Raw genomic sequence first — 22,892 nt, forward strand, 5'->3', positions numbered from 1 at the left:
TGCCCGGCGGGTCGACGGGCTCACGGCGGCCGGCGCCGGCGCGCTCACCGTGCGAGGGGGAGCCGACGCCCGCACGCGGCACGCGGGTGACACGCGTGCCTCGTCCGGCGTGCAGCGGTGGCGGAGCCCGGCCGTCTCGGCGACGCTCGTGCGAGCAGCACCGCACGGACCGGTCGAGACACGCGCCGGGTCCGCGCCCCCCGAGCCCGATCGGAGCCCTCCGTGACCCTGACCTCGCCCGCACCCGCCGCCGACGCCACGACCACCGCAGCCGGGTCGTCCGTGCCGCGCCTCGCGACCCACTACGTCGACGGCGTCCTCGTGACCGGTGCAGGGGAGCGTGAGGTCGAGCGCGTGAGCCCGGTCACGGGGGAGCCGGGCCTCGTGCTCGTGCCGGCGACGTCCGACGAGGTCGAGGCCGCCGTCGCCGCCGCACACCGGGCGCGCAGCGCGTGGCGCCGGACGTCGCCCGGGGACCGCGCCGCGGCGCTCCGGGCCGCCGCCGCGGCCGTCCGCGAGGCGGCCGACGAGCTGGGCGCCGCGCTGACCGCGAGCACCGGGCGGCTGCTCGGTCAGTCGACGGGCTCGGCGCTCGTCGCCGCGGAGATCCTCGAGGAGGCCGCCACGACGGGCCTCGGCGCGACGGGCCGGACACTGGCCGGCTCGACGACGGCGCTCGACGTCGTGCGCCGCGAGCCCCACGGGGTCGTCGCGGTCGTCACGCCGTGGAACGACCCGTTCCCCGCGGCCGCCGGGCTCATCGCCGCGGCGCTGGTCACCGGCAACACGGTGGTGCACAAGCCGTCCGAGCGCAGCGCTGTGCCCGGGTGGGAGCTCGGCCGGGTCATCGCCGAGGCGCTGCCCGCGGGCGTGCTCAACGTCGTGAACGGCGACGGCGAGACCGGCGAGGCGATCGTCGCGGACGCCCGCGTCGCGCTCGTCGCGCAGGTCGGCAGCTCCGCGACCGGACGCCGGATCGCGGCCGTCGCGGGGGAGCGCGGCGCGCGCGTGCTCCGCGAGAACGGCGGCAAGGACCCGATCGTGGTGGACGCGGGCGTCGACCCGGCGTGGGCCGCGCAGCAGATCAGCACCGGGGCGTTCGTGAACACCGGGCAGCTGTGCACGTCGGTCGAGCGCGTCTACCTGCACGAGGACGTCGCGGACGCGGTCGTCACCGCGCTCGTCGCGATCGCCGAGGGCATGAACGTCGGCGCGCCCGACGACGACGCGACGGACCTGGGGCCGCTCGTCGACGCGCAGCAGCTCGCGGTCGTCGAGGCGCACGTCGACGCCGCGGTCCGCTCCGGGGCCGAGCTGCGCACCGGGGGCCTGCGGCTCGACGGACCCGGGGCGTTCTACCCGCCGACCGTGCTCGACGGCTGCACCTCCGACATGGACGTCATGACCGAGGAGACGTTCGGCCCGGTCGCGGCGATCACGCGCGTCCCCGACTTCGGCACCGGCCTCGCGCTCGCCAACGAGGGCCGGTACGGGCTCGCGGCGACGGTGCTCACGCCGCGGCTCGACCACGCGCTGCTCGCCGCCGAGGAGCTCGAGGTCGGCACGGTCAAGATCAACGCGGTCTTCGGTGGCGCGCCCGGTGGCTCGGCCGACCCCCGCCGCGACAGCGGGGCCGGCGCCGGGTACGGGCCCGACCTGCTCGCGGCCATGACCGTGCTCAAGGCCGTGCACCTCGAGCCCGCGGTCGTCGCGTGAGCGGGCGCTCCCGGCGACGCGCAGCCGACGGCGCCACCTCGGGCGGACCGGCGTCCGGCGCACGCGCGGACGACGAGGCGACCGACGACACGCACGCCGCCGTCACGCCGCTCCCGCTGCCCTCGGCGGACCTCGACGCCGCGGTGCAGCGGGTGCTCGGCGAGGGTGCGCGCCTGCGCGAGTCGCAGCGCGACGCGCTCGAGGGGCTGCGTGACCGGGACACGCTGCTCGTCGCGCGGTCCGGCGCGGGAAAGACGGCGGTCTACGCGATCTCGACGCTGCTGACGGGGCGGCTGAGCGTCGTCGTCTCCCCGCTCCTCGCGCTGCAGCGCGACCAGGTGACGGCGCTGCGCGAGGCCGGGCTGCGCGCCGAGGCCGTGAGCTCCGCACGCACCGCCCGCCAGCAGCGCCAGGCCCTCGAGCTCGCGGTCGCCGGGGAGCTCGACGTGCTGCTCCTCGCACCCGAGCAGCTCGTCCGCTCGGCCGTGATCGACGAGCTCGTGACCGCCGACGTCGGGCTCGTCGTCGTCGACGAGGCGCACTGCGTCGCGGAGTGGGGCCACGACTTCCGGCCCGACTACCTGCAGATCGGTGCGGCCGTCGAGCGCCTCGGCCGTCCCCGGGTGCTCGCGATGACGGCCACGGCGTCGCCGCACGTGCGCGACGAGATCGTCGAGCGCCTCGCGATGCACGAGCCGCGCGTGCTCGTGCACGACGCCGACCGGCCCAACATCTGGCTCGGCGCGCACCACGCGGCGACCGAGTCCGAGCGGGACCAGCGCGTCGTCGCGTGGGTGCTCGAGCAGGAGGGCGCGGGGATCGTCTACGGGCGGACCCGGAGCCACGTGGAGTCGCTGGCGGCCGCCCTGGCCGACGCCGGCGCGCCCGCGCTCGTCTACCACGCGGGTCTCCGGGCGGCGGACCGCGCGGCGGCGCAGGACGCGTTCCTGCGCGGCGACGCCGACCTGGTCGTCGCGACCAGCGCGTTCGGGATGGGCGTCGACCGGCTCGACGTGCGCTTCGTGGTGCACGCCGGCCCGTCGCCGTCGCTCGACGCGTACTACCAGGAGGTCGGGCGCGCCGGGCGCGACGAGGAGCCCGCGACCGCGGTGCTGTTCGCGCGGCCCGACGACTTCGGGCTCAACCACTACCTGCGCTCGGGCGGCGGCCCGAAGCCGGAGACCGTCCGCAAGGTCCTGCGCGAGCTCGCGCACGAGCCGGCCACGCGCGACGAGCTCGTCGAACGCACCGGGCTCACGACCCGCACGCTCTCGCGGGTGCTCGGGGCGCTGCTCGGCGTCGAGGCCGTCCGTCAGGACGGCGACCGGCTGCACGCGGGCGAGCTCACGCCGGCCAAGGCGCTCAAGGCCGTGACCGCGCGGCGCGAGCGGCTCCAGGAGATCGACACCACGCGCGTGGAGCTCGTCCGCACGTACGCCGACGCCACCGACTGCCGGCGCCGCCTCCTGCTCGAGCTGCTCGGCGAGGCGCACCCCCAGCAGTGCGGTCGGTGCGACAACTGCGAGCAGGGCACGTCGCTCGACGTCGACGAGGCCCGGTTGCGGACCGGCGAGCACGTCGAGCACACCGAGTTCGGTGCCGGGGTCGTGTCGGTCGTCGAGGCGGAGCGCGTGACCGTGCTGTTCGAGGAGCGCGGGTACGTCACGCTCGACACCGCGATCGCGCTCGACTCGGGGATCCTCGTGGTCGCCGCCGGTGCGTCCGGCGGCCCCGTGGTGGGCGACGCCATGTCGGAGCCGCCCACGGCCGAGGCGGGAGCCGCATGACCGACGTGCTGGCGGAGGCGGACGAGCCTGTCGACAACGCCGACCGTGCCGCCGCAAGGCTCGACGCCGACGTCGTGCCGCTCGCGGACCCGCCCGGGCTCCCCGAGCGCGCCGACGCGCTCCTGGCCGGCGACGACGCCCGGGCGCTGCACCGGGGCGCCCCCCGTGTGGCGGCGACCCCACGCCGTACGACGGTCACGCTGGGCGGCGAGGCCGAGGTCGTCGCGACCGAGCTCGGCGCCCCCGGCACGCGCGGCGCGACGCTCGTGCTCGTGCACGGCATCGGCGTCTCGGGCCGCTACTTCGCGCCCCTCGCCGACGTCCTGGCCCGCGACCACGACGTCCTCGTCCCGGACCTCCCGGGCTTCGGGCGCTCGCCGAGGGGCGGCCAGCGGCCGACGGTGGAGGACATGGCCGCGACCCTGCGCGACTACCTGCGCGCCGCGGACCTGGACCGGCCGGTGCTCGTCGGTCACTCGATGGGCGCCCAGGTCGTCGTCGAGGCCATGCGTCAGGCGCCCGGTGCGGCCAGCCGCGGCGTGTGCATCGGCACGGTCATCGACAGCCAGGCCCGGAACCCCGTGCGCCAGGCGCTGCGCCTCGCGCGGGACGGCCTGCACGAGCCGCTGCGGGCGAACGCGATCATCACGTCGGACTACCTGCGCGCCGGCCCGCTCTGGTACACCGCGATGCTGCGCCCGATGCTCGGGTACGCGACCGAGGAGGCCGCCGCGCAGGTGACCGACGAGCTGATGTTCGTGCGCGGCCAGCAGGACCCGATCTGCACGAGGCGCTGGCAGGCGGAGCTCGTCGCCTCCGCACCGCGCGCCCGCGGCGTCGAGGTCGCCGGTGCCGGGCACGTCACGATGTTCACCCACCCCGAGGAGGTCGCTGCGCTGTGCCTGGGGGAGACGCCGTGAGCCGGTCGTCCGTGCGCGACGTCCTGCGCAAGGGGGCCTGGTGGGCCGCCGACTACGCGTACGTCACGTGGTGGCAGGTCGCCGGCCTCGTGCGCCGCGCGAGCGCCGACGACTGGCTGCACCCCGAGCCGCGCGTCGAGCCGGACGTGCTGCTGCTCCCGGGGGTCTACGAGACGTGGAAGTTCCTGCACCCGCTCGCCCGCGCGCTCCACGCCCGGGGCCACGCGGTGCACGTCGTCGACCAGCTCGGCTTCAACGCCGGCGCGATCCCCGCCGCCGCCGACCTCGTCGCGGAGCAGCTCCTCGCCGAGGACCTGCGCGACGTCGTCATCGTCGCGCACAGCAAGGGCGGGCTCATCGGCAAGACGGTCATGGGCCGCCCCGACGTGGGGGACCGCGTCGCCGGGATGGTCGCGATCAACACACCGTTCGCCGGCTCGCCCTACGCCCGTTGGATCCCGCTGCGCAGCGTCCGGACGTTCCTGCCGACCGACGAGGTGCTGACCGCGCTCCAGGCGCAGCAGGTCCCGAACCACCTCATCACGAGCGCCTACACCCGCTTCGACCCGCACATCCCCGGCGGCAGCGAGCTCGTGGGTGCGCACAACGTGCAGCTCGCGACGCCCGGGCACTTCCGGGTGCTGAGCGACCCCGAGCTCGTGCCGCTGCTGGTCGAGGAGCTCGCGCGGCGCGTGCGGCGCTGAGGTCGGCGTCAGTCGTCGATCCCCGCGCCGCGTTCGCCGGGGTCGTCGGCCCCGTGCGCCTTGCGCGCCTCGAGGAGCGGGACGACGAGCCAGATCACGCCGAGGAACACGAGCGTCGCGCCCCCCGCGAGGTACCCCGCCGTGCGGTCCACGACGAAGTCGAACAGCAGGAGCGCCGCGCCGGTGAGGACGAGCGCGAGGAACGCGAGCCCCGCGCGTGCGAGCCGGTCGCCCCACTCGACGAGCTCCGGCTTGAGGCCCTTGCGGAACAGGATCCGGTGCAGGCTGACCGGCGCCGTGATGAGTCCGGTGGTGACGAGCGCGAGCGCCACGAGGACGAGGTAGACGGCGCGCTGGAACTCGTCGAGGTCCCCGAACCGCTGCTGGAACGGCACCGTGAGCAGGAAGCCCGTGAGGATCTGGACGCCCGTCTGCGTGACCCGCAGCTCCTGGAGCAGCTCGTTCCAGTTGCGGTCCATGCGCTCGGTGCGCGTCTCGCGACGGTCGTTGTGCAGCTCGAGCTCGTGCTGGGCCACCATGTCCACCTCGTCGGGGTCGTGTCCGGTATGTCTGTGCGTATGGTGCCGCCTGCGGGCTCGGGGCGCGCGGTGGGCGTGGCGGGGGGCCGCATCGTGGACAGGTGTCCGGTTGGTGGCCTCGCCCGTGCCCGTCGGCCCAGGTCGGCGGGAATGAACGGGACGGCGTCGCGTGTTGTGACGTACGATGAGCGACGCACTTCAGCCCCTGCGGGGGTCGGCAGGCGGTTGATAACTCAACACGGGGGTGATCGGTTTCGACGGTGATCGTCGAGCCAGGAGAAGCGGGCCGAGGACGCACGGTTATCTCGTAAACGATCCGTGCAAACCCATAGGTGCCAATACATCGCGCACCGACTTCGAACTCGCCGCCTGAGCTAGTTACGAAGTCCGTCAGCCCGAGAGCGCTCTCGACTCGGTAGCTGGCGTCATCTAGAGAGCCACTGCTCCCAGCATTCGTCGTCGGTGCTGGGGGGACTCTTAGACGACTGAGCCCGCTCGCGACATGCTTGCTAGATCGCGAGGGCTGAGAAAAAGCGCAGCAAGCTGCGCCCGGAGAAGTCCTGGTTTTTCGTCATCGGACGCGGGTTCGATTCCCGCCACCTCCACTGCTGCGAGCGCCGCAAGGCTGCCCCGGCACTCGAAGGCCGTCATCCCTCTCGCCGGGGATGGCGGCCCTTCCTGTGCCCGGGGACCGCTCGCTGCAACGCCCAGGACGGGCGCTCGGTAGATCAGCCTCCGTGCACGACCGCCGCGCTGCCCCCACCGCGACGGGCAGGTTCGGCCACCGCGAGCAGTGCACCGCCGGGGAGGAACTCGATGGCGGTGGCCGCGCCGATCTCCGGGTTGTCGGTGAACACGTGGCCGAGGGCCTGCAACGCCGTCCGGTCGAAGCCGGGCTCGGCCTGGACGGCAGCGGTGTTGCGCTGGGTGGCGCGCGGCGCGGCGACGGCGGCCGGCAGCTCCATCCCGAGCTCCAGGCGGTTCACGAGGATCTGCAGCACCGTCGTGATGATCGTCGACCCGCCGGGGGAGCCGAGCGCCAGGAACGGCCTGCCGTCAGCCAGGATGATGGTCGGCGCCATCGAGCTGCGCGGCCGCTTGCCGGGGCCGGGCAGGTTCGGGTCGTCGCCGCCCTGGGTGTCGGTGAAGTTGAAATCGGTCAGCTCGTTGTTGAGCAGGAAGCCGCGGCCCGGCACCACGATCCCGTTGCCGCCGAGCGACTCGATGGTCAGGGTGTACGCCACCACGTTGCCCCAGCGGTCCGCCGTGGTCAGGTGCGTCGTGGACTCGCCGTCCGACACCTCCGTACCGACCGACGCAGGCTCGCAGGCGGCGTAGTCGTCGTCCGGCACGCCGGGGGCCACCGGCTTGACCAGAGCGGCGGCTGGATCGATGAGGCACGCGCGCTCCGCCGCGAACCCGTCCGAGAGCAGCTGCTCCAGGGGCACGTCGACGAACGCCGGGTCGCCGACGTACCGGTTGCGGTCGGCGAACGCCAGCGCGCTCGCCTCGAGGTAGCCGTGCAGGGTCTGGGTCGTGTCGAACGGTCCGCCGGGACGCGACTCGAGGATGTTCAGGGCCTCGCCGACGGTCGAGCCGCCGGACGAGGGTGGCGCCATGCCGTAGACGTCGAGCCCGCGGTACGACACGAGCGTGGGTGCGCGCAGGGGTGCCTCGTAGGACGCGAGGTCGCTCAGCTCGAGAAGTCCCGGGCGGACCACGAGCGGGCTGTGCCGGCTGACCGGCGGTCGCTGGACCGTGCGGACGATCTCCCGGGCGAGCCTGCCGGTGTAGAACGCGTCGACCCCGCGATAGGCGAGCACGTCGTAGGTGTGGGCGAGGTCGCGGTTGCGGAAGACCGAGCCGACCGCGGGGGGTGCACCGCGCCGCAGGAAGAGGTCCGACGACGACCGGAAGGCGGCGAACCGCGCGGCGTTCGCGGTGGTCTGGTCCACGAACGTCTGGTCCACCACGAATCCCCGGCGCGCCACCTCGGTGGCTCCCCTCAGGGCCTGCCGCAGGTCCAGGGAACCCCACTGGTCGAGAGCCGTCGCCCAGGTCCGCGGCGTGCCGGGCACTCCCACGGACAGGCCCGACGTCACCGCGTCGGCGAACGGGATCGGCACGCCGTCCTCCACGAACGCGTCGCTCTGCATCTCCGTCGGCGCGGTCTCACGCCCGTCGATGGTGTGGACCTGACCGGTCGCCGCGTCGTAGTACACGAAGAAGCCACCGCCCCCGATGCCCGCGGAGAACGGCTCGGTCACGCCGAGCGTCGCCGCGGCCGCGACAGCGGCGTCCACCGCGTTCCCGCCCCGGCGCAGCACGTCGAGGCCCACCCGGGTCGCGTCCGCGTCGACCGTGGTGACCGCCCCGCCGTACCCGGTGGCGACCGGAACCTTGTCGCTGTGACCTGGGTGCGGCGGGTACGCCGTGGCGGGCGCGACCCCGACCCCCAGTGCGAGGACGACGGTGGCGACGAGCGCCACCCGCGAGCCGATCTGCCGGAACGGTCGCATGAGATCTCCTCGGGCGAGAGGCGGGTAGGTCCCGTCCTACCACTCGCTGACGGAGCCGTCGAGAAGGCGCCCGCACGTACCGGGCACGCGCCGGCTCGACGGCCGTGTGCGCACCCGCCGGGTGGCGCACCCAGGGCGACGTGGCGCGCGTGGTCACGGCCGGAAGGCGCTGCCCACCTGGTCGGCGGCGCCCTCGGTGGCCGGGAGCGCGCCGCGCCGCACGGCGCCGACCAGCGCCGCGTGGTCGGCCTCCGTCTGGTCCGCGTACGCCCGCGCGAAGCGGACCATCGCCCGGTCCAGCCTGTCCGACCGCCCGGCGTACCCCGCGATCATCGACGCCCCGCTCGTGCGCGCGTGCCCCTTCGCGAGCAGGTGCCCGACGATGCCCGCGTAGTCGGCCAGCGCCGTCGCGTCGATCGCGTCGAGCGGGACCGTGCCCTTCATGTTCCGGAACTGCCGCACGTAGTACTGCCGCTCGCCGACGGTCGTCCACCCCAGCAGCGGGTCGCTCACGGTCTGCAGCGCCTGCTGGTACTCCACGACGCGCTGACCCTGGTGCGCGTGCCATGCGGAGTCGCCGTGCACGAACGGGGCCAGCACCGAGCGGCGCGCCTGCTTGAGCTGGAGGAACAGCACGTCGTCGGGGTCGCTGCCCTCGAGCAGCGCGACGTACGCCCGCAGGCCGACGCTCCCGACGCCGACGACCTTGTGGGCGAGGTCGACGAGCGTGTAGCCGCCGAGGACGCGCCGCCAGTGCGGGGCCAGGGTGTCGAGGTAGTCGTCCAGCGCGGCCGCCAGGTGCTCGGCCTCCGGCTCCGGCACGCGGGTGATCAGGGGCGGCTGGTCCACGATCTGGCGCCGGCCCTCGTGCTCGCGCGTGAACCGGGGCAGGGCCCGGTCGCTCGTGCGGCTGCGAGCCCGCCGTGCGGCCCGGATGATCTCGGCGCGCAGGGTCTTGTCGCTGGCCGTCTCGTGCATCCGCTCGACGTCGAGCCGGTTGTAGGAGCGCAGCAGCAGCGGCTGCCCGGCGAGGAACGTCACCTCCGAGCGGTAGGCGGCGACGCACGACGCGACGGCGCCGGCGCACTGCTCCTCGCTCGCCGCGTTCTCCCGGCCCGCGACCCAGATGCTCGCGACGAGCCGCCGCAGGTCCCACTCCCAGGCGCCGGGGTGCGACTCGTCGAAGTCGTTGAGGTCGATGACGAGCTCGCCCTCGGGCGAGGCGTAGAACCCGAAGTTGCCGAGGTGCGCGTCGCCGCAGACCACCGGCGTGATCCCCGTCGCCGGCAGGCCCGCCACGTCGTGCGCCATCACGATCGCCGTGCCGCGCAGGAACCCGTACGGCGACGCGACCATGCGCGCGACGCGGATCGGCACGAGCCCCTCGAGGCGGCCCTCGTGCGAGCGACGGATCAGCTCGACCGTGTCCGGGCGGTCGGTGGGCGCGCTCCAGTTCGCCAGCGCGCGCCGGGGGACCCCCTGGCGGAGGCTCTTGCCGAGGGCGAACCGCTCCTGGCGTGACGTGGGCCTCCGGCGCAGCGAGGTGAAGGCGTCGCTCTCGGGCGTGGCCAGCACGGTGTGGCGTCCGCGACTCGTCGTCACCTCGGCCACCTCCGCTCCCTGCCCCGTCTCGTTCTACCAGACGATCCGCCGGGCGGACGGTCTGAGCGGTCCGGCCGCAGCCGAGGTCGCGCTGTGCCTAGGCTGCCGGGATGGCCACAGTCATCCTCGTCCGGCACGGGCGCACCACGGCGAACGTCGACGGCATCCTCGCGGGGCGTCTGCCCGGGGTGATGCTCGACGACGTCGGGCGCGAGCAGGCGGCGCGAACGGGGGAGCGGCTCGCGGTCGTCCCGCTCGTCGGGCTCGTGTCGAGCCCCCTCGAGCGCTGCCAGGACACGTCCCGCGCGCTGCTCGAGCGGCAGGCAGGCGCGCTCGAGGTGAGGCTCGACGAGGCGCTCACCGAGTGCGGGTACGGCGAGTGGCAGGGCCGGTCGCTCGGCGAGCTCGCGAAGGAGCCGCTGTGGTCGGTCGTGCAGACGCAACCGTCAGCGGCGGTCTTCCCGGGCGGCGAGTCCCTCGCGGCGATGCAGGCGCGGGCCGTCGCGGCGGTCCGCGGGCACGACGCCGCGTTCGAGGCCGAGCACGGACCCGGTGCGGTGTGGGCGGCCGTGAGCCACGGCGACGTCATCAAGGCGGTCCTCGCCGACGCCCTGGGCATGCACCTCGACCTGTTCCAGCGGCTCAACGTCGGCCCCGCGTCGATCTCGATCGTCCGGTACGGGAAGGCCCGGCCCGACGTGGTCGCGACCAACACCGACTTCGGGGACCTGACCTGGCTCCGGTCCAGCGGCCCGGTGGCGGACGCGGCGGTCGGGGGAGGGGCCGGGCACGACGGCGTCGCCCGGCGCGATCCCGGTGCTGCCTCGTAGACTGGGGACCATGCGGACCCTCGTCCACGAGTTCGACTGGCCGGATCGCGTCGTCGTCGGGACGGTCGGTCGCCCCGGCGAACGGACCTTCTACCTGCAGGCCCGCGCGGGTGCGCGCTCGACGAGCGTCGCGCTCGAGAAGGAGCAGTCCGCGGTCCTCGCCGACACGATCGACGAGCTCCTCGACCGGCTCGTCGCCGAGGCGGGCAGCAAGGTGAGCGTCCCCGCGGAGACCCCGGCCGAGCTCGTCGACAACGACCCCCTGGACCAGCCCGTCGAGGAGCAGTTCCGCGTCGGTGCGCTGCGCCTCGGCTGGGACCCGCGGACCGCGCAGGTCGTCATCGAGGCCTACCCGGTCGAGGCGGTCGGGGAGGACGACGACGTGCTCCCCGAGCCCGACGCCGCCGAGCCCGCCGAGATGCTGCTCGTCCGGATCCCCGTCGGCACCGCCCGGGCGTTCGCCCAGCGCACGCGCCAGGTGGTCCGCGCCGGCCGGCCGGCGTGCCCGCTCTGCGGCGGACCGGTCGACCCCGACGGTCACGTCTGCCCTCCCGCCGACGGCGAGTGACGGCTCCGGACGTCGACCTCGACGGCGGCGCGCTCGAGCTCGTCGGTCGGATCACCGCCGCCTCGAACGCGACGTTCGTCGGCAAGGTCGGCGACGTCGCGGTGGTCTACAAGCCCGTGGCCGGCGAGCGGCCGCTGTGGGACTTCCCGGACGGGACCCTGGCGAACCGGGAGGTCGCGGCGTACCTGGTCTCCGAGGCGACCGGGTGGGACGTCGTCCCCCGGACCTGGCTGCGCGACGGACCGCTCGGGCCCGGGATGGTGCAGCTGTGGCAGGAGCCCGATGCCGCGCAGGACCCGGTGGACGTGGTCCCGGTCGCGGACGTGCCGGCGCAGGGGTGGCGCACCGTGCTCGAGGGGCGCGACGAGGACGGGAGGACCGTGGCGGTGATCCACGAGGACACCGCGGCGCTGCGGCGCATGGCGGTGTTCGACGTCCTCGTGAACAACGCGGACCGCAAGGGCGGGCACGTCCTGCCCACGGCCGGCGGTCACCGGTACGGGGTGGACCACGGGGTCACGTTCCACGAGGAGCACAAGCTGCGGACCGTGCTGTGGGGGTGGGTCGGCGAGCCGCTGTCGGCGGAGGAGCTGGCGGGGGTCGAGCGGGTGCGTGTGGGTCTCGGCGGTGAGCTGGGAGCGCACCTCGCGGACCTGCTCAGCCGGCCGGAGCTCCGGGCTCTGGCGGCCCGGTGCGGGGCGCTGACGGCCGCACGGACGCTTCCCGCGCCTCGCGGTGACATGCCCGCCGTGCCGTGGCCCTTGTTCTGAGGCGCGTCCCCGCGCCTCCGAGGTGACCCGTCGGCGGCGACGGGCCCGGCGAGGAACCGCTCGAGCCGGTACGCGTGGCGCAGCTCAGTGCTGATGCCCCGTCGTCGCGGGACGCGACGCTCTCGTCCCCGGCTCCACCACCACGAACTGCCCCATGAGCCCCTCGTCCTCGTGCAGCAGCAGGTGGCAGTGGAACATGTACGGCACCGCGGCGTCGGTGTAGTCCTCGAACCGCATGATCAGCCGGTACGTGCGCCGCGGCTCGAGGTACACCGTGTCCTTGGGACCGCCGAGGGCGGCCGGCGGTGCGTCGCCGTCGACGTCGAGCACCCGGAACTGCACGTCGTGCACGTGGAAGTTGTGCGGGACGGCGTCGTCGTTGCGGACCTCCCAGACCTCGGTCGCGCCGACCTCGACGGTCTCGTCGATGCGGGACATGTCCATGCGGCGTCCGTTGATCTCGCGCCCGGAGACCGAGAACGTCCGGGTCACGTCGGCGTCGGCGGTGCGCAGCGGCTCGAGCGCCGTCAGCACGTCCGCGACCTCGGGTGAGGCCGCCAACGCCGCAGCGGCGCGCAGCTCCAGCACGTCGAACTCGTCGTTGGCGCCCATCGCGAACCCGGCGGCGATCCGTCCGAGGTCAGGCCGGAACGACCGCAGCCGCACCGTCTCGCCCGGGGTCATCGTGACCACGACCTCGGCGCGCTCGCCGGGGGAGAGCCGGACACGCGTCGCCTCGACCGGCGCAGGCAGCAGCCCGCCGTCGGTCGCGACCTGGAGGAACGTCCGGTCGTCGGCGAACCCGAAGGAGTAGGTCCGCCCGGTCGAGCCGTTGAGCAGGCGCAGGCGGACCCGCTCGGTCACGACGGACAGGTGGCCGCCGTGCACGCCGTTCGCGGTGACGAGCGAGCCGAGCACGCCGACCTCGCCGCCGTCGAGGTCGAGCGTGCCGTCGTCGTCCAGGTTCTTGTCCTGGACGACGACCGGCACGTCGTCGACCCCGTACTCGTGCGGGAGGCCGACGTCGGGGGCCGCGGGGTCGTCGAGCAGGAAGAAACCGGCGAGGCCGCGGTACACGTGCTCCTCGGTCCGGCCGTGCGGGTGCGGGTGGTACCAGAGGGTCGCGGCCGGCTGGTCGACGCGCCACGTCGGGCGCCAGACGTCGCCGGGGTCGACGGGCTGGTGCGGGCCACCGTCCATCGCCGCGGGCAGGTGCATGCCGTGCCAGTGGACGCTCGTCGGCTCGGGGAGCTCGTTGCGGACCTCGACCGCGACCTGCTCGCCGCGCGACGCCCGCAGCGTCGGGCCCAGGAGGTCGCCGTCGAAGCCCCACGTCGGGGTGTCGACGCCGTCGACGAGCTGCGTCGTGCCCTCCTGCGCGGTGAGGTGGAACGTGCGGGTGCCGTCGGCGGCCACCTCCGAGGGCGCGAGCGGCGGGACGGGCAGCGGCGTGCCGAAGCCCTCGGGCGCGGAGACCGACGAGACCGAGACCGGCACGCCGCAGCCGCCGACGAGCGCGACGACCACGGCCGCTCCGACTGCCGCGGCGATCGTCCGCCTCACGGCCGCCGCCTCCGCCCACGCTGGATCGCCTGACCGAGCAGCCCCACGCCCGCGCCGAGCATCGCGACCCACACGAGCTCCCACAGCGCGCCGAGCACGATCACCGGACCGGTCACGCCGGCACCGCGGCCGCCCACGACCACCGAGAGCGTGACGATCGCCGCGCCGTACAGGACACCGGCGAGCGTCGCCGTCGCGACGGGGCGCGGCACGTCGCGCAGCCCGAGCACGCCGACCCACACGCCGGCGGTCAGGGCGAAGACGGTGAGCGCGAAGACGGGACCGTCCTGGCCGGCGATCCCGAGGAGCGGCCAGAGCAGCACCGTGGCGGCGAGGCCGAGGACGACGCGCCAGCGGATCGGGCGCGCGGAGGTGGTCGGGGGAGTCGTGGTGTCCATGCGTCCGACGCTAGGAACGGCGGCCCGGGCGGGAATCCGTCGGGTGTCGTCGGTGCACCCCGGCATCCGCGGACGCCCGATGTCGTCCGGAGGCGACACCCGGCATCGCCCCCTCGGGGATGTCCCTGGGCGCCACCGCTTCCTACGCTCGGGGAATGGCCGTCCCCCCTGCGTCGTCGCGACAGCGCGGAGCCGGCCTCGCGCACCCCGGTCCGTCGCACGGCTCCGGCACGCCAGCCGCCGACCGGCGCGCCGCGCGCACCCTCCATCTCGGCCCCGAGCGCACCGTCGACCTCGCGCTCGCCGCCGTCACGGTCCTCGTCGTCGGGCTCACCGTGGGTGCCGGGCTCGAGGCCGAGCGCGACCCGTCGGTCCTCGCGTACGTGTTCGCCGCGGGGTTCGGCGCTGTGCTGCTCGTGCGCCGCCGTCGGCCCGTGGCGGTGCTGCTCGTCACGGTGCTCGGCATCTTCGCGTACTACGCGCTCGGCTTCCCGGCCATCGGGCAGGCGCTGCCCGCGGCGGCGGCGCTGTACTCCGCGGCCGAGCTCGACCGCACGCGCGCGGCGCTGACGATCGGCGGCGTGCTCGTGGGCGTCGCGGCGTACTTCCGGATCACCGAGGGGCTGCCCGCGACCTACCTGCTGAGCTACGAGCTGCTGACCAACGTCGCGCTCGTGGTCGCCGCGGTCGCGCTCGGGGTCAGCGTGCGGGTGCGGCGGCAGTCGCGCCTCGACCAGGAGCGGCTGCGGCTCGCGTCGCTCGCGGAGCAGGAGCTCGAGACCGACCAGCGCCTGCAGGCACAGCGGGTGCGCATCGCCCGCGACCTGCACGACTCGGTCGGACACACCGTCTCCGTCGTCGCCGTGCACGCGAACGTCGCGGCGGAGGCGGTCGGGCGGGACGACGCGCTCGTCGCCGCGTCGCTCGAGCAGATCCGCACCGCGACGTCCTCGACGCTGCGCGAGCTGCGCTCGACGGTGCGGCTCCTGCGCACCCCGGCGGACGACCCGGCGCGCGGGACGGTCGGGCTCGCCGGACTGGCCGCGCTCGCGGGGTCGACGCGCGCCGCGGGACTCGACGTCCGCGCCCACCTCGACGTGCCGGACGACGCGGTCGACGGGGCGATCGGCGCGGGCGCGTACCGGATCGTGCAGGAGGCGCTGACGAACGCGCTGCGGCACGCCCACGCCGGCCGGGTCGACGTGCGCGTGGCGCTGGCGGGAGGCTGGCTCGACGTCGTGGTGCGGGACGACGGCGTCGGGGCGACGCGCACGCCGGCGGCAGCGGGCGCCGGGCAGGGGCTGCGCGGGATGGTCGAGCGCGCCTCCCTGCTGGGCGGGACCGTCACGTCCGGCGCGGCCGACGGCGGGGGCTTCGTCGTGCACGCGCGGCTGCCTGCGAGGCTGACCGCATGACGACGGCGGACACCGACGCGGACGGTTCCCGTGCACCCGACGGCGGCCGCCGCGTGATCCGCGTCGTGCTCGTCGACGACCAGGAGCTGCTGCGCGCCGGGCTGCGCACGCTCGTCGAGCGCGACGGCGACATCGCGGTCGTGGCCGACGCCGCGACCGGGCGTCAGGGCGTGGCGCGCGTGCGGGAGCTGCGGCCCGACGTCGTGCTCATGGACGTCCGGATGCCCGACCTGGACGGGATCGAGGCGACGCGGGCGATCGTCGCCGACCCCGCGCTGACCGGCGTCGCGGTCCTGGTGCTCACGACGTTCGACGAGGACGAGCACGTGTTCGAGGCGATCCGGGCGGGCGCCGCGGGGTTCCTGCTCAAGGACGTCGCGCCCGACGAGCTCCGCCAGGCGGTCCGCGCCGTCGCGGCCGGGGACGCGCTGCTCGACCCGTCGGTGACGTGGCGCGTGATGCAGGCCGCGGCGACGGCTCCGCGTCGCGACGACGGTGCCCGCCTCGCCGGGCTGACCGACCGGGAGCGCGAGGTGCTGCGCGAGATCGGGCGGGGCCGCTCGAACCAGGAGATCGCGACGACGCTGCACCTGAGCCCCGCGACGGCCCGGACCTACGTGAGCCGCCTGCTCACCAAGCTCGACGCGCGCGACCGGTCGCAGCTCGTGGTGCTGGCGTACGAGACCGGGCTCGTGTCACCGGGGACGCCCTCCGCCTGATCGGGCGCCGGATGCGGCTGCCGATCGTCCGGGAGGCGGCCTACCGTCGGTCGGATGGAGGACGCGCGGGTGACGGTGGACGGGTACCGGATCGTGCCGTTGAGCGCGGACACGTGGGACGCGTTCGCGGCGCTGGCGGAACGTCACAACGGGGTCTGGCGAGGGTGCTGGTGCACGTACTTCCACCTGTTCCCCGACCCGCCCGAGCGCAAGGAGATCGGGGAGCGCGAGCTCAAGCACCGGCTCGTCGTCGCCGGCCGCGCTCATGCGGCGCTCGTCACGGACGGCGACCGCGTCCTCGCGTGGGCGCAGTTCGGGCCGGTCGCCGAGCTGCCGAACATCCACCACCGCAAGGAGTGGGAGAAGGGCCTCGTCCGGGCGCCCGACTTCCGGATCACGTGCCTGTTCGTGGATCGCGACCACCGCCGGCGAGGGGTCGCGGCGGTCGCGGTGCGGGGTGCGCTGGCCCTGATCGCCGAGGCCGGCGGCGGGCTCGTCGAGGCGTACCCGCACGACCTCCCACCCGGGAAGAAGACCTCCTCCTCGTTCCTCTACAACGCCACGCGGACGATGTACGAGGGGCTCGGCTTCACGTACCAGCGACCCAAGGGCAAGGGGAACTGCGTCATGACCACGGAGGTCGCCGCGGCCCAGCGGACCGAGCCGCCCGGGCCGCCCGGCTGAGCGCCGGCCGACCGCGGGTCAGCCGGCGCGGTCCGGGGACCGTCGCCGCAGGTCGACGACGCCCAGGACGAGCGCGACCACCAGGAGCGCGACGGTCGCGCGCAGCCCGTGCGTGACCCCGGCCGCGGTGTCGCCGCTGCCGGTGCCGGCGAAGTAGAGCGACCCGGCGACGGCGATCCCGACGGCCGAGCCGAGCCGCTGCCCGGTCTGCAGCACGCCGCCGGCCGCGCCGGCCTGCTCGACGGGCACGTGCTCGAGCGCGAGCGTCTGGTTCGGCGAGATGACCAGGCCGCTGCCGAGCCCGGCGACGAGCAGCGGTGCGGCGATCCACCACCCGGTCGCGGACGAGCCAGCGGCGAGCGCGAGCAGCGCGTCGGTCGCGACCACGCCCACCACGACGAGCACGAGCCCCAGGACGACGACGCTGCGTCCGCGCGTGCTGACCACCCGCCCGCCGACCGCGGACGTCACGGCCGAGCCCAGCGCGAACGGGGTGATCGCGAGCCCCGCCGCCAGGGGCGAGTAGGCGAGCTCGTCCTGCAGGTACAGGGTCAGGACGAAGAAGATCGACGTGAACCCCGAGAAGTACGCGAGGGCGAGCAGCGCGCTGCTGCCGTAGCCGGGGACCCGGAACAGCGCGAGCCGCACCATCGGGGTCCCGCCGCGGGCGTCGACGCGCCGCTCCCACAGCGCGAAGGCGACGAGCAGGACGAGCCCGGCGACCAGCAGCACGAGGTCGACGGGCTCCCACTGCTCGCTGAGGAGCGGCCACAGGACGCCGACGACCCCCGCACCGAGCAGCACGGCGCCGACGGGGTCGAGGTCGCGTGCGGGCTCCTTGTCGCGCCGCGGCGAGAGGTAGCGCAGCGAGAGCAGGACGGCGAGCAGGCCCACCGGCAGGTTGACCAGGAAGACCCAGCGCCAGCCGTGCTCGGGCCCGACGACCGCGAGGATCACGCCGCCGAGCACGGGTCCGATCGCCGTGGAGACCCCGATGGTCGTGCCGAGCCTGCCGAACGCGCGCCCGCGCTCGGCGCCACGGAAGAGCTGCTGGATGATGCCGGAGACCTGCGGGTTGATGATGCCTCCCCCGATGCCCTGCACCAGCCGGGCGGCGACGAGCCATCCCGCCGACGGCGCGAGCCCGGCCGTCAGCGACGCGAGCGTGAAGACCACCACCCCGACGATGAACAGGCTCCGCCGTCCGCGGGCGTCGCCCAGCCGGCCGGCGCTGACGAGCACGAGCCCGAACGTCAGGGCGTAGCCGGACACGACCCACTGCAGGGCCGACGGCGAGGCGTCGAGCTCCTGGGCGATCGAGGGGAGCGCGACGTTGACGATGCTGACGTCGAGCAGCGTCATGAACCCGGCGGCGAGGCAGACGCTGAGCGCCTTCCACCGGTTCGGGTCCGGCTCGTCGGTGGGTGTGGCCGCGCTGCGGGTCCGGGCGTCCGTCACCCTTCCGGACACTACGTCCGGGGTCCGTGCCGCGCGCGTCGCCAGCGGGGCGTCCGCGGGAGGGCGGAGTCAGGGCCCGACGGGCTGGCGCAGGATCGTGCGCATCCGTTCCGGGGCGACGCGCCGCGGGTCCGAGAGGTAGACCTCGTGGTGGCGGCCTCGCAGCGCACGCCCGGCGCCGGCGGCGAACGCGTGCAGGCGCTCGATCGTCGGGCCCTCCGCCGAGTAGGGCCCGTGGTGCAGGACCTGGACGACCTCGCCCTCGTCGAGCACCTCGAGCCGGAGGCGGTCCGCCGCGGGCGCCTTCTTCTTGCGCCCCGCAGCGTCGAGCGCCTCGCCGACCAGCTCGGCGGTGACACCGTCGTGCTGCGCGATGAGCATCGTCCACAGCCAGTCGTCGCGCCGCCCCGCCGTGAAGGTGGTGAGGTCGTCGGCCCACCACAACCCCTCGAGCGGCATCACGGTCCACGGCGTGCCGCCCGACGCCTTCACCAGCGCCCGGACGCCGTAGCTCACCGCGTAGAGCGTCTGCACCGCGTCGGTGTAGGCCTGCGCCGTGGACGGGTCGCCCGCGCCGTCGACCATGAGGTACTGGACGGGCGGGACGACGACGAGCTCGGGGTCGTCGGGGGCGTGCCACACCCCGGGGTGGGTGCGCCGCAGGTCGGGACCGGTCGTCGTGGTCATCTCAGGGCTCCTCGCGGGCGGGGGACGGGGCGGTGGTGACGGGGACGCACACCTCGGTGACCCAGTGCGCAGGCTCCGGGTCGTGCGCGGGGGAGACGACGTAGACGTCGAGCAGCGGGCCGTCGAACGCGAGCCCCTGCTCGGCGACCCACGCGCCGACCGCCCCGATCGTCGCGGCGACGGCGTCGTACGGGCCGCGCAGGACCCCGACGGCGACGTCCTGCGCCGCCCGCTCGACGCACCGGACCTCGCCGGTCGACCCGAACGACGACGCGACCTCGCACTGCACCTCGACGTCGACGTCGTGCTCGCGGAACTCGGCGTCGTGGAGGACGGCGGCTGTCCACCCGGACGCGGCCGGACGGCCCCCGGCCGCCCCGAGCGCGGGGTAGAGGCGCTGCCAGAGCACCCCCTCGTCGGCGTACGTCGGGATCGTCGCGCGCAGCGCTGCGACCGTCCGGGCCGGGAGCCGGCGCCGCGTCACGGGGACGGGCAGGGCCGGCGCGCCGAGCGTCGCCAGGAGCCGGTCGACCTCGCCCACACGACCGAGCGCCGCGGCGGCCTCCCGCACGAGCCGGCCGCGCTGCGCCTCGAGCACCGAGCGCAGGGCGCCGGGGTCGTCGACCAGGCCGGCGCACGCCGTCAGCTCCGCGACGCCCAGGCCGAGGTCGCGGAGCGTGCGGACCCAGTCCGCCGTGCGCAGGGCGTGCGCCGAGTAGGTGCGGTAGCCCGACGCCGGGTCGACGTGCGCGGGCGGCAGCACGCCGTGCGCGTCGTAGTAGCGCAGCATGCGGACGCTGAGCCGGGACAGCCGGGAGAACTCCCCGATGCTCAGGAGGTGGTCGTCGCGCATGCCCATGACCCCACACCCTGACACCGTGCGAGGGTCAACGGGGCCTGCCGGCGGGGCGACGCCCCCGCCGGTCGGTACCCGCCGCGACGCGCGCCCAGGTGGACCCGCGCGGGCGCCTGCCGTCAGCCCGCCGCGAGCACCTCGCGCAGCCGGGCTGCGAACGCCTCGGGCTGCCCCGGCATCCCGTACTCGTCGCCCAGGAACCCGCCGTGGTTGCTCGGGAACACGGCGAGCTCCTCGCCGAGCTTCCCGGCGAGCGCCTCCGTCGTGCGCCAGGTCATCGTGTCCTTGCTCTCGATGCCCGCGGCGAGCACCAGCGGCACCGAGGCCGCGCGCAGCGCCTCGACGTCCGGGCGGTAGGCGACGACCGGGTCGGACGCGCCGGACAGCAGCGGGTCGGTGCGGGCGCCGTCGTCCTCGCCCGGCATGCCGAACATCGCCGGGTCGGGGGCCTCGGCGAGGACGTCGGGCGTGAACTCGCCCTGCCAGGACGTCATGGCGATGAACGACGCCATGCCCCAGCCCCAGCCCTTCGCGTCGAACGTGTCCCGGACGCGGCGCCACACGGCCGCCGCCTGCTCGGCGTCGGGCAGCACGGTGATCGCGGGCGGCTCGTGCGCGACGACCCGCACGACGTCCTCGGGGTGCGCGGTGAGGAGCGCGAGCGCCGTGATCGCGCCGCCGCTGCTGCCGAACAGCTCGACCGGCCCGGCACCGAGCGCGGCGACGAGGTGGTGCAGGTCCTCGGCCTGCTGCTCGGGCCGCTGCTCGGTGCTGCCGTCATGGCGCACGCTGCGGCCGAGCCCGCGCGGGTCGTAGGTGACGACCGTGCGGTCCGTGAAGTACGAGGCGAGCGTGCCGAAGCCGGCCGCGTCCATCGGCTGCCCGATCAGCAGCAGCGGCGGGGTGCCGTCGGCCGTCGGGAGCGGCCCGCGCACGTCGTAGGTCAGCGTCGCGCCCGGGACCTCGAGGGTGTGGGTCGCGAGGGTCGTCGTGGTCATTGCCGTGCTCCTGTCGGTCGGTCGTCCGTCGGGGCGCTGCTCCGCGCCCGCCGACAGTTCCGACTCCGCCCGGCGCCGTAACTCATCGCTCACCGGGCGGAGCGCCGGGTCAGAACAGCAGACCCTTCAGCGCCACGGTCCCGCCGGCCCCGATCACCGCGAGCACGAGGCCGACGACCGCCGCGGTCCGGCCCACGGGCGCATACCCCGCGGTCGTGAGCTGACCGGCCCGCACCAGAGCCTGCGCGCTCAGCACGATCGCGGCGATCGACGTGACCAGGAACGGGTTGAGGAGCAGCGACAGCACCCCGACCACGAGGCCGGCGGTCGCTCTCGTGTTCTTCAGGACGACCGGCGCGAGCGGGCGTGCGAGCCCCTCGAGCGGCCGGGTCTGCGCGCCCCACGCCGTCCCGTCCCACCAGCGCTCGACCCCCGGGGTCGCGCGGTCGGGGTACCAGCCCGGTGCGGCGGCGCCGTGCGGGGCGGCGGGTTGCGGAACCGTCGGGTCGGGTGCGTCGTGGCTCATGGACTCATCCTCGGGCACGCGGCGAGCCGGCGGCGGCCACGGCCTCCCCGTACCAGGCGACGAACGCCTCGCCGGCCTCGCCCGACCGGCGGCACGTGCGCCCTCTCACCGAGAGGACGAGCACCGGACGGTCCTTGGCGCCGGGCCGGTCCTCGAACGGGACGTCCGCGAACCACACCTCACCCGGACGCGGGGTCGGCCCGCGACCGCGGCGCGAGAGCCGCAGCAGCACGAGCAGGACGGCGACGGCGAGCGCAGTCAGCCACGGGCGCTCGTGCAGCGCAGCGGCGGCCGCGGCGAGGGTCGACTCCGGCGCGGTCACCCGGGCAGCCTAGGCCGCGCGGCCCGGCTCCCGGACCAGGACCTCCGGGCGGCGGCCCGGGTCGGCGTCGGCGTGCGTCGAGGGCCGTTCGCGGCCGGTGTTCACGAAACCGGCACGCGAACGACCCCGGAGGGTGGCGTGCACGTCTTAGGGTGCGTGCGTGACCCTGGGCGAACCCGCGCTGCTGCGCATCAACCACGTGTCCGAGAGCGTCTCCACGGTGCAGGGCCACGGTGTGCACACCGCGTTCTGCGACCTCGCGGCGGCGCACGCGGCGCTCGGCTTCGACGTCGGCATCAACGAGGACTGGCGCGACGGCGTCCTGCACGTGCACACGCTCGGGCCGGCGAGCCTGCGCCGGCTCCGGCGTCACCGCGGGCTGCGCGTCGTGTCCGCGCACGTGACCCCTGGCTCGCTCGAGGGCAGCCTCGTCGGCGTCCGGCTGTACGGGTCGGCGTTCACCGCGTACCTCCGGACGTTCTACAACCAGGCGCACCTGATCCTCGCGGTGAGCGCGGCGGCGGCCGCCGAGCTGCAGGAGATCGGGGTGCGCACCGCGATCGAGGTCGTCCCGAACGCGGTCGTCGCCGAGCCGTTCCAGGGCTCGCCGGCACACCGCGCGAGCGCCCGCGCGGCTCTCGGGCTCGGCGCGGACGAGTTCGTGGTGCTGGGCGTCGGCCAGCTGCAGCCGCGCAAGGGCGTGCAGGAGTTCGCCGACTGCGCCCGTGCGCTGCCCGACGCACGGTTCGCCTGGGTCGGCGGGACGCTGTTCGGCGCCGCGTCGGCCGGTCGCGGCGAGATGAGCCGCGTCGTCGCCGACGCGCCGTCCAACCTGCGGTTCACGGGTCAGCTCTCGCGCACCGAGGTCGCCCGGTACTGCCGCGCGGCCGACGTGTTCCTGTTCCCGTCGCGGCACGAGACGTTCGGGATGGCGCCCGTCGAGGCGGGGTTCGCGGGGCTCCCGCTCGTGCTGAGCGACCTGCCGGTGTTCGCAGAGGTCTTCGGCGCCCGGCCCGACGCGTACCTGCAGGCGGGGGACGTCGCCGGGTACGTCGCGCACCTGCGCGCGCTGCGCGACGACCCGGACCTGCGTGCGGACGCGGGCGCCCGGGCGGCGGCCGCGGTCGCGCGCTACGAGGGGAGCCGCGTCGCGGAGCAGATCGCGGACCTGTACCGGATCTGGTCCGGGCTGGGCGTGCTCGGCACCGGGACGGCGCCGACCGCGCAGGTCCGCTAGCCCCGCACGGCCGCCCCCCTTCAGGCGCCGCCCCGACGCGCCGCGCAGGTGCAGGCGCAGCGGGCCGCGCCGAC

General features: G+C 75.2%; 22 protein-coding genes and 1 other RNA gene. 12 read left to right on the forward strand and 11 right to left on the reverse strand.

Annotation, left to right across the window (positions count from 1 at the left end; translation table 11 throughout):
* The first annotated feature begins 222 nt into the window (after positions 1-222).
* Genes NXY84_RS07525 through NXY84_RS07540 form a run of 4 tightly spaced genes read left to right on the forward strand, consistent with a single transcriptional unit; the run spans position 223 to position 5,127 of the window.
* Positions 223-1,716: an aldehyde dehydrogenase family protein gene (locus NXY84_RS07525; RefSeq protein ID WP_258726484.1), complete on the forward strand. Its 1,494-nt coding sequence runs from the start codon at positions 223-225 to the stop codon at positions 1,714-1,716.
* Entirely contained in the window at positions 1,713-3,503 is a 1,791-nt protein-coding gene (locus NXY84_RS07530; protein WP_258726485.1) for a RecQ family ATP-dependent DNA helicase, read from the forward strand. The genes NXY84_RS07525 and NXY84_RS07530 overlap by 4 nt, the downstream gene beginning before the upstream one ends.
* Positions 3,500-4,423, forward strand: coding sequence for an alpha/beta fold hydrolase (locus NXY84_RS07535; RefSeq protein WP_258726486.1), 924 nt, complete (start codon positions 3,500-3,502; stop codon positions 4,421-4,423). Before NXY84_RS07530 ends, NXY84_RS07535 begins: the two co-directional genes overlap by 4 nt.
* The gene (locus NXY84_RS07540) at positions 4,420-5,127 is read left to right on the forward strand and encodes an esterase/lipase family protein (protein WP_258726487.1); all 708 of its coding nucleotides are present in this window, start codon (positions 4,420-4,422) and stop codon (positions 5,125-5,127) included. The genes NXY84_RS07535 and NXY84_RS07540 overlap by 4 nt, the downstream gene beginning before the upstream one ends.
* Before the next feature lie 8 nt (positions 5,128-5,135).
* Here the strand turns inward: NXY84_RS07540 and NXY84_RS07545 are convergent, their stop codons facing one another.
* Positions 5,136-5,666 carry a DUF6328 family protein gene (locus tag NXY84_RS07545; RefSeq protein ID WP_258726488.1) on the reverse strand — a complete coding sequence of 177 codons (531 nt, stop codon included), beginning with the start codon at positions 5,664-5,666 and terminating at the stop codon, positions 5,136-5,138.
* Between the two features lie 240 nt (positions 5,667-5,906).
* On the opposite strand from NXY84_RS07545, the gene ssrA reads away from it, so the two are divergent.
* Positions 5,907-6,274, forward strand: a transfer-messenger RNA (tmRNA) gene (ssrA, locus tag NXY84_RS07550).
* A gap of 120 nt (positions 6,275-6,394) precedes the next feature.
* Here the strand turns inward: ssrA and ggt are convergent.
* Both ggt and NXY84_RS07560 read right to left on the reverse strand, forming a co-directional pair.
* Positions 6,395-8,185, reverse strand: coding sequence for a gamma-glutamyltransferase (gene ggt, locus NXY84_RS07555; RefSeq protein WP_258726489.1), 1,791 nt, complete (start codon positions 8,183-8,185; stop codon positions 6,395-6,397).
* 153 nt (positions 8,186-8,338) lie between these two features.
* The gene (locus NXY84_RS07560) at positions 8,339-9,787 is read right to left on the reverse strand and encodes a DUF2252 domain-containing protein (protein WP_258726490.1); all 1,449 of its coding nucleotides are present in this window, start codon (positions 9,785-9,787) and stop codon (positions 8,339-8,341) included.
* A gap of 110 nt (positions 9,788-9,897) precedes the next feature.
* Here NXY84_RS07560 and NXY84_RS07565 point away from each other — a divergent pair, with 110 nt between their 5' ends.
* Genes NXY84_RS07565 through NXY84_RS07575 form a run of 3 tightly spaced genes read left to right on the forward strand, consistent with a single transcriptional unit; the run spans position 9,898 to position 11,955 of the window.
* On the forward strand, positions 9,898-10,617 hold the full coding sequence (locus NXY84_RS07565; RefSeq protein WP_258726491.1) for an MSMEG_4193 family putative phosphomutase: 720 nt from the start codon (positions 9,898-9,900) through the stop codon (positions 10,615-10,617).
* A 10-nt stretch (positions 10,618-10,627) separates the two neighbouring features.
* Positions 10,628-11,185: a DUF3090 domain-containing protein gene (locus tag NXY84_RS07570; protein WP_258726492.1), complete on the forward strand. Its 558-nt coding sequence runs from the start codon at positions 10,628-10,630 to the stop codon at positions 11,183-11,185.
* Positions 11,182-11,955, forward strand: coding sequence for an SCO1664 family protein (locus tag NXY84_RS07575; protein WP_258726493.1), 774 nt, complete (start codon positions 11,182-11,184; stop codon positions 11,953-11,955). Before NXY84_RS07570 ends, NXY84_RS07575 begins: the two co-directional genes overlap by 4 nt.
* Positions 11,956-12,039: 84 nt before the next feature.
* On the opposite strand, the gene NXY84_RS07580 is transcribed toward NXY84_RS07575, so the two are convergent.
* On the reverse strand, positions 12,040-13,518 hold the full coding sequence (locus NXY84_RS07580; RefSeq protein WP_258726494.1) for a multicopper oxidase family protein: 1,479 nt from the start codon (positions 13,516-13,518) through the stop codon (positions 12,040-12,042).
* On the reverse strand, positions 13,515-13,916 hold the full coding sequence (locus NXY84_RS07585) for a hypothetical protein (protein WP_258726495.1): 402 nt from the start codon (positions 13,914-13,916) through the stop codon (positions 13,515-13,517). Before NXY84_RS07585 ends, NXY84_RS07580 begins: the two co-directional genes overlap by 4 nt.
* A gap of 155 nt (positions 13,917-14,071) precedes the next feature.
* On the opposite strand from NXY84_RS07585, the gene NXY84_RS07590 reads away from it, so the two are divergent.
* From NXY84_RS07590 to NXY84_RS07600, 3 genes are read left to right on the forward strand one after another with little or no spacing between them, the layout of a single operon-like run.
* A complete protein-coding gene (locus NXY84_RS07590) occupies positions 14,072-15,331 on the forward strand; it encodes a sensor histidine kinase (RefSeq protein WP_258726496.1) in 1,260 nt (419 codons plus the stop codon).
* Positions 15,332-15,384: 53 nt separating this feature from the next.
* Positions 15,385-16,050, forward strand: a complete 666-nt coding sequence (locus NXY84_RS07595) for a response regulator transcription factor (RefSeq protein ID WP_258727144.1) — start codon at positions 15,385-15,387, stop codon at positions 16,048-16,050.
* Between the two features lie 54 nt (positions 16,051-16,104).
* Positions 16,105-16,734 carry a GNAT family N-acetyltransferase gene (locus tag NXY84_RS07600; protein ID WP_258726497.1) on the forward strand — a complete coding sequence of 210 codons (630 nt, stop codon included), beginning with the start codon at positions 16,105-16,107 and terminating at the stop codon, positions 16,732-16,734.
* A gap of 18 nt (positions 16,735-16,752) precedes the next feature.
* Here the strand turns inward: NXY84_RS07600 and NXY84_RS07605 are convergent, their stop codons facing one another.
* The 6 genes from NXY84_RS07605 to NXY84_RS07630 all read right to left on the reverse strand — a co-directional run bounded on the left by NXY84_RS07605 (position 16,753) and on the right by NXY84_RS07630 (position 21,581).
* On the reverse strand, positions 16,753-18,192 hold the full coding sequence (locus tag NXY84_RS07605; protein WP_258726498.1) for an MFS transporter: 1,440 nt from the start codon (positions 18,190-18,192) through the stop codon (positions 16,753-16,755).
* A gap of 69 nt (positions 18,193-18,261) precedes the next feature.
* A complete protein-coding gene (locus tag NXY84_RS07610; RefSeq protein ID WP_258726499.1) occupies positions 18,262-18,879 on the reverse strand; it encodes a GyrI-like domain-containing protein in 618 nt (205 codons plus the stop codon).
* 1 nt (position 18,880) lies between these two features.
* Positions 18,881-19,738: a MerR family transcriptional regulator gene (locus NXY84_RS07615; protein WP_258726500.1), complete on the reverse strand. Its 858-nt coding sequence runs from the start codon at positions 19,736-19,738 to the stop codon at positions 18,881-18,883.
* A gap of 116 nt (positions 19,739-19,854) precedes the next feature.
* Complete coding sequence (locus tag NXY84_RS07620; protein WP_258726501.1) at positions 19,855-20,733, reverse strand: alpha/beta hydrolase; 879 nt, start codon at positions 20,731-20,733, stop codon at positions 19,855-19,857.
* Positions 20,734-20,842: 109 nt separating this feature from the next.
* Positions 20,843-21,259 (reverse strand): DUF2510 domain-containing protein, encoded by a 417-nt coding sequence (locus NXY84_RS07625; RefSeq protein WP_258726502.1) that lies wholly within the window; start codon positions 21,257-21,259, stop codon positions 20,843-20,845.
* 4 nt (positions 21,260-21,263) lie between these two features.
* Positions 21,264-21,581: a hypothetical protein gene (locus NXY84_RS07630; protein ID WP_258726503.1), complete on the reverse strand. Its 318-nt coding sequence runs from the start codon at positions 21,579-21,581 to the stop codon at positions 21,264-21,266.
* A gap of 160 nt (positions 21,582-21,741) precedes the next feature.
* Here NXY84_RS07630 and NXY84_RS07635 point away from each other — a divergent pair, with 160 nt between their 5' ends.
* A complete protein-coding gene (locus NXY84_RS07635; protein ID WP_258726504.1) occupies positions 21,742-22,818 on the forward strand; it encodes a glycosyltransferase family 4 protein in 1,077 nt (358 codons plus the stop codon).
* Positions 22,819-22,892: the final 74 nt, after the last annotated feature.

Source organism: Cellulomonas sp. NS3, from assembly GCF_024757985.1.
Taxonomy (GTDB): Bacteria; Actinomycetota; Actinomycetes; order Actinomycetales; family Cellulomonadaceae; genus Cellulomonas_A.

Coding starts and splice junctions, on each gene's coding strand:
- NXY84_RS07565 (WP_258726491.1), top strand. CDS start 9,898: ATGGCCACAGTCATCCTCGTCCGGCACGGGCGCACCACGGCGAACGTC.
- NXY84_RS07625 (WP_258726502.1), bottom strand. CDS start 21,259: ATGAGCCACGACGCACCCGACCCGACGGTTCCGCAACCCGCCGCCCCG.
- NXY84_RS07545 (WP_258726488.1), bottom strand. CDS start 5,666: ATGGTGGCCCAGCACGAGCTCGAGCTGCACAACGACCGTCGCGAGACG.
- NXY84_RS07610 (WP_258726499.1), bottom strand. CDS start 18,879: ATGACCACGACGACCGGTCCCGACCTGCGGCGCACCCACCCCGGGGTG.
- ggt (WP_258726489.1), bottom strand. CDS start 8,185: ATGCGACCGTTCCGGCAGATCGGCTCGCGGGTGGCGCTCGTCGCCACC.
- NXY84_RS07620 (WP_258726501.1), bottom strand. CDS start 20,733: ATGACCACGACGACCCTCGCGACCCACACCCTCGAGGTCCCGGGCGCG.
- NXY84_RS07590 (WP_258726496.1), top strand. CDS start 14,072: ATGGCCGTCCCCCCTGCGTCGTCGCGACAGCGCGGAGCCGGCCTCGCG.
- NXY84_RS07535 (WP_258726486.1), top strand. CDS start 3,500: ATGACCGACGTGCTGGCGGAGGCGGACGAGCCTGTCGACAACGCCGAC.
- NXY84_RS07585 (WP_258726495.1), bottom strand. CDS start 13,916: ATGGACACCACGACTCCCCCGACCACCTCCGCGCGCCCGATCCGCTGG.
- NXY84_RS07600 (WP_258726497.1), top strand. CDS start 16,105: ATGGAGGACGCGCGGGTGACGGTGGACGGGTACCGGATCGTGCCGTTG.
- NXY84_RS07615 (WP_258726500.1), bottom strand. CDS start 19,738: ATGGGCATGCGCGACGACCACCTCCTGAGCATCGGGGAGTTCTCCCGG.
- NXY84_RS07570 (WP_258726492.1), top strand. CDS start 10,628: ATGCGGACCCTCGTCCACGAGTTCGACTGGCCGGATCGCGTCGTCGTC.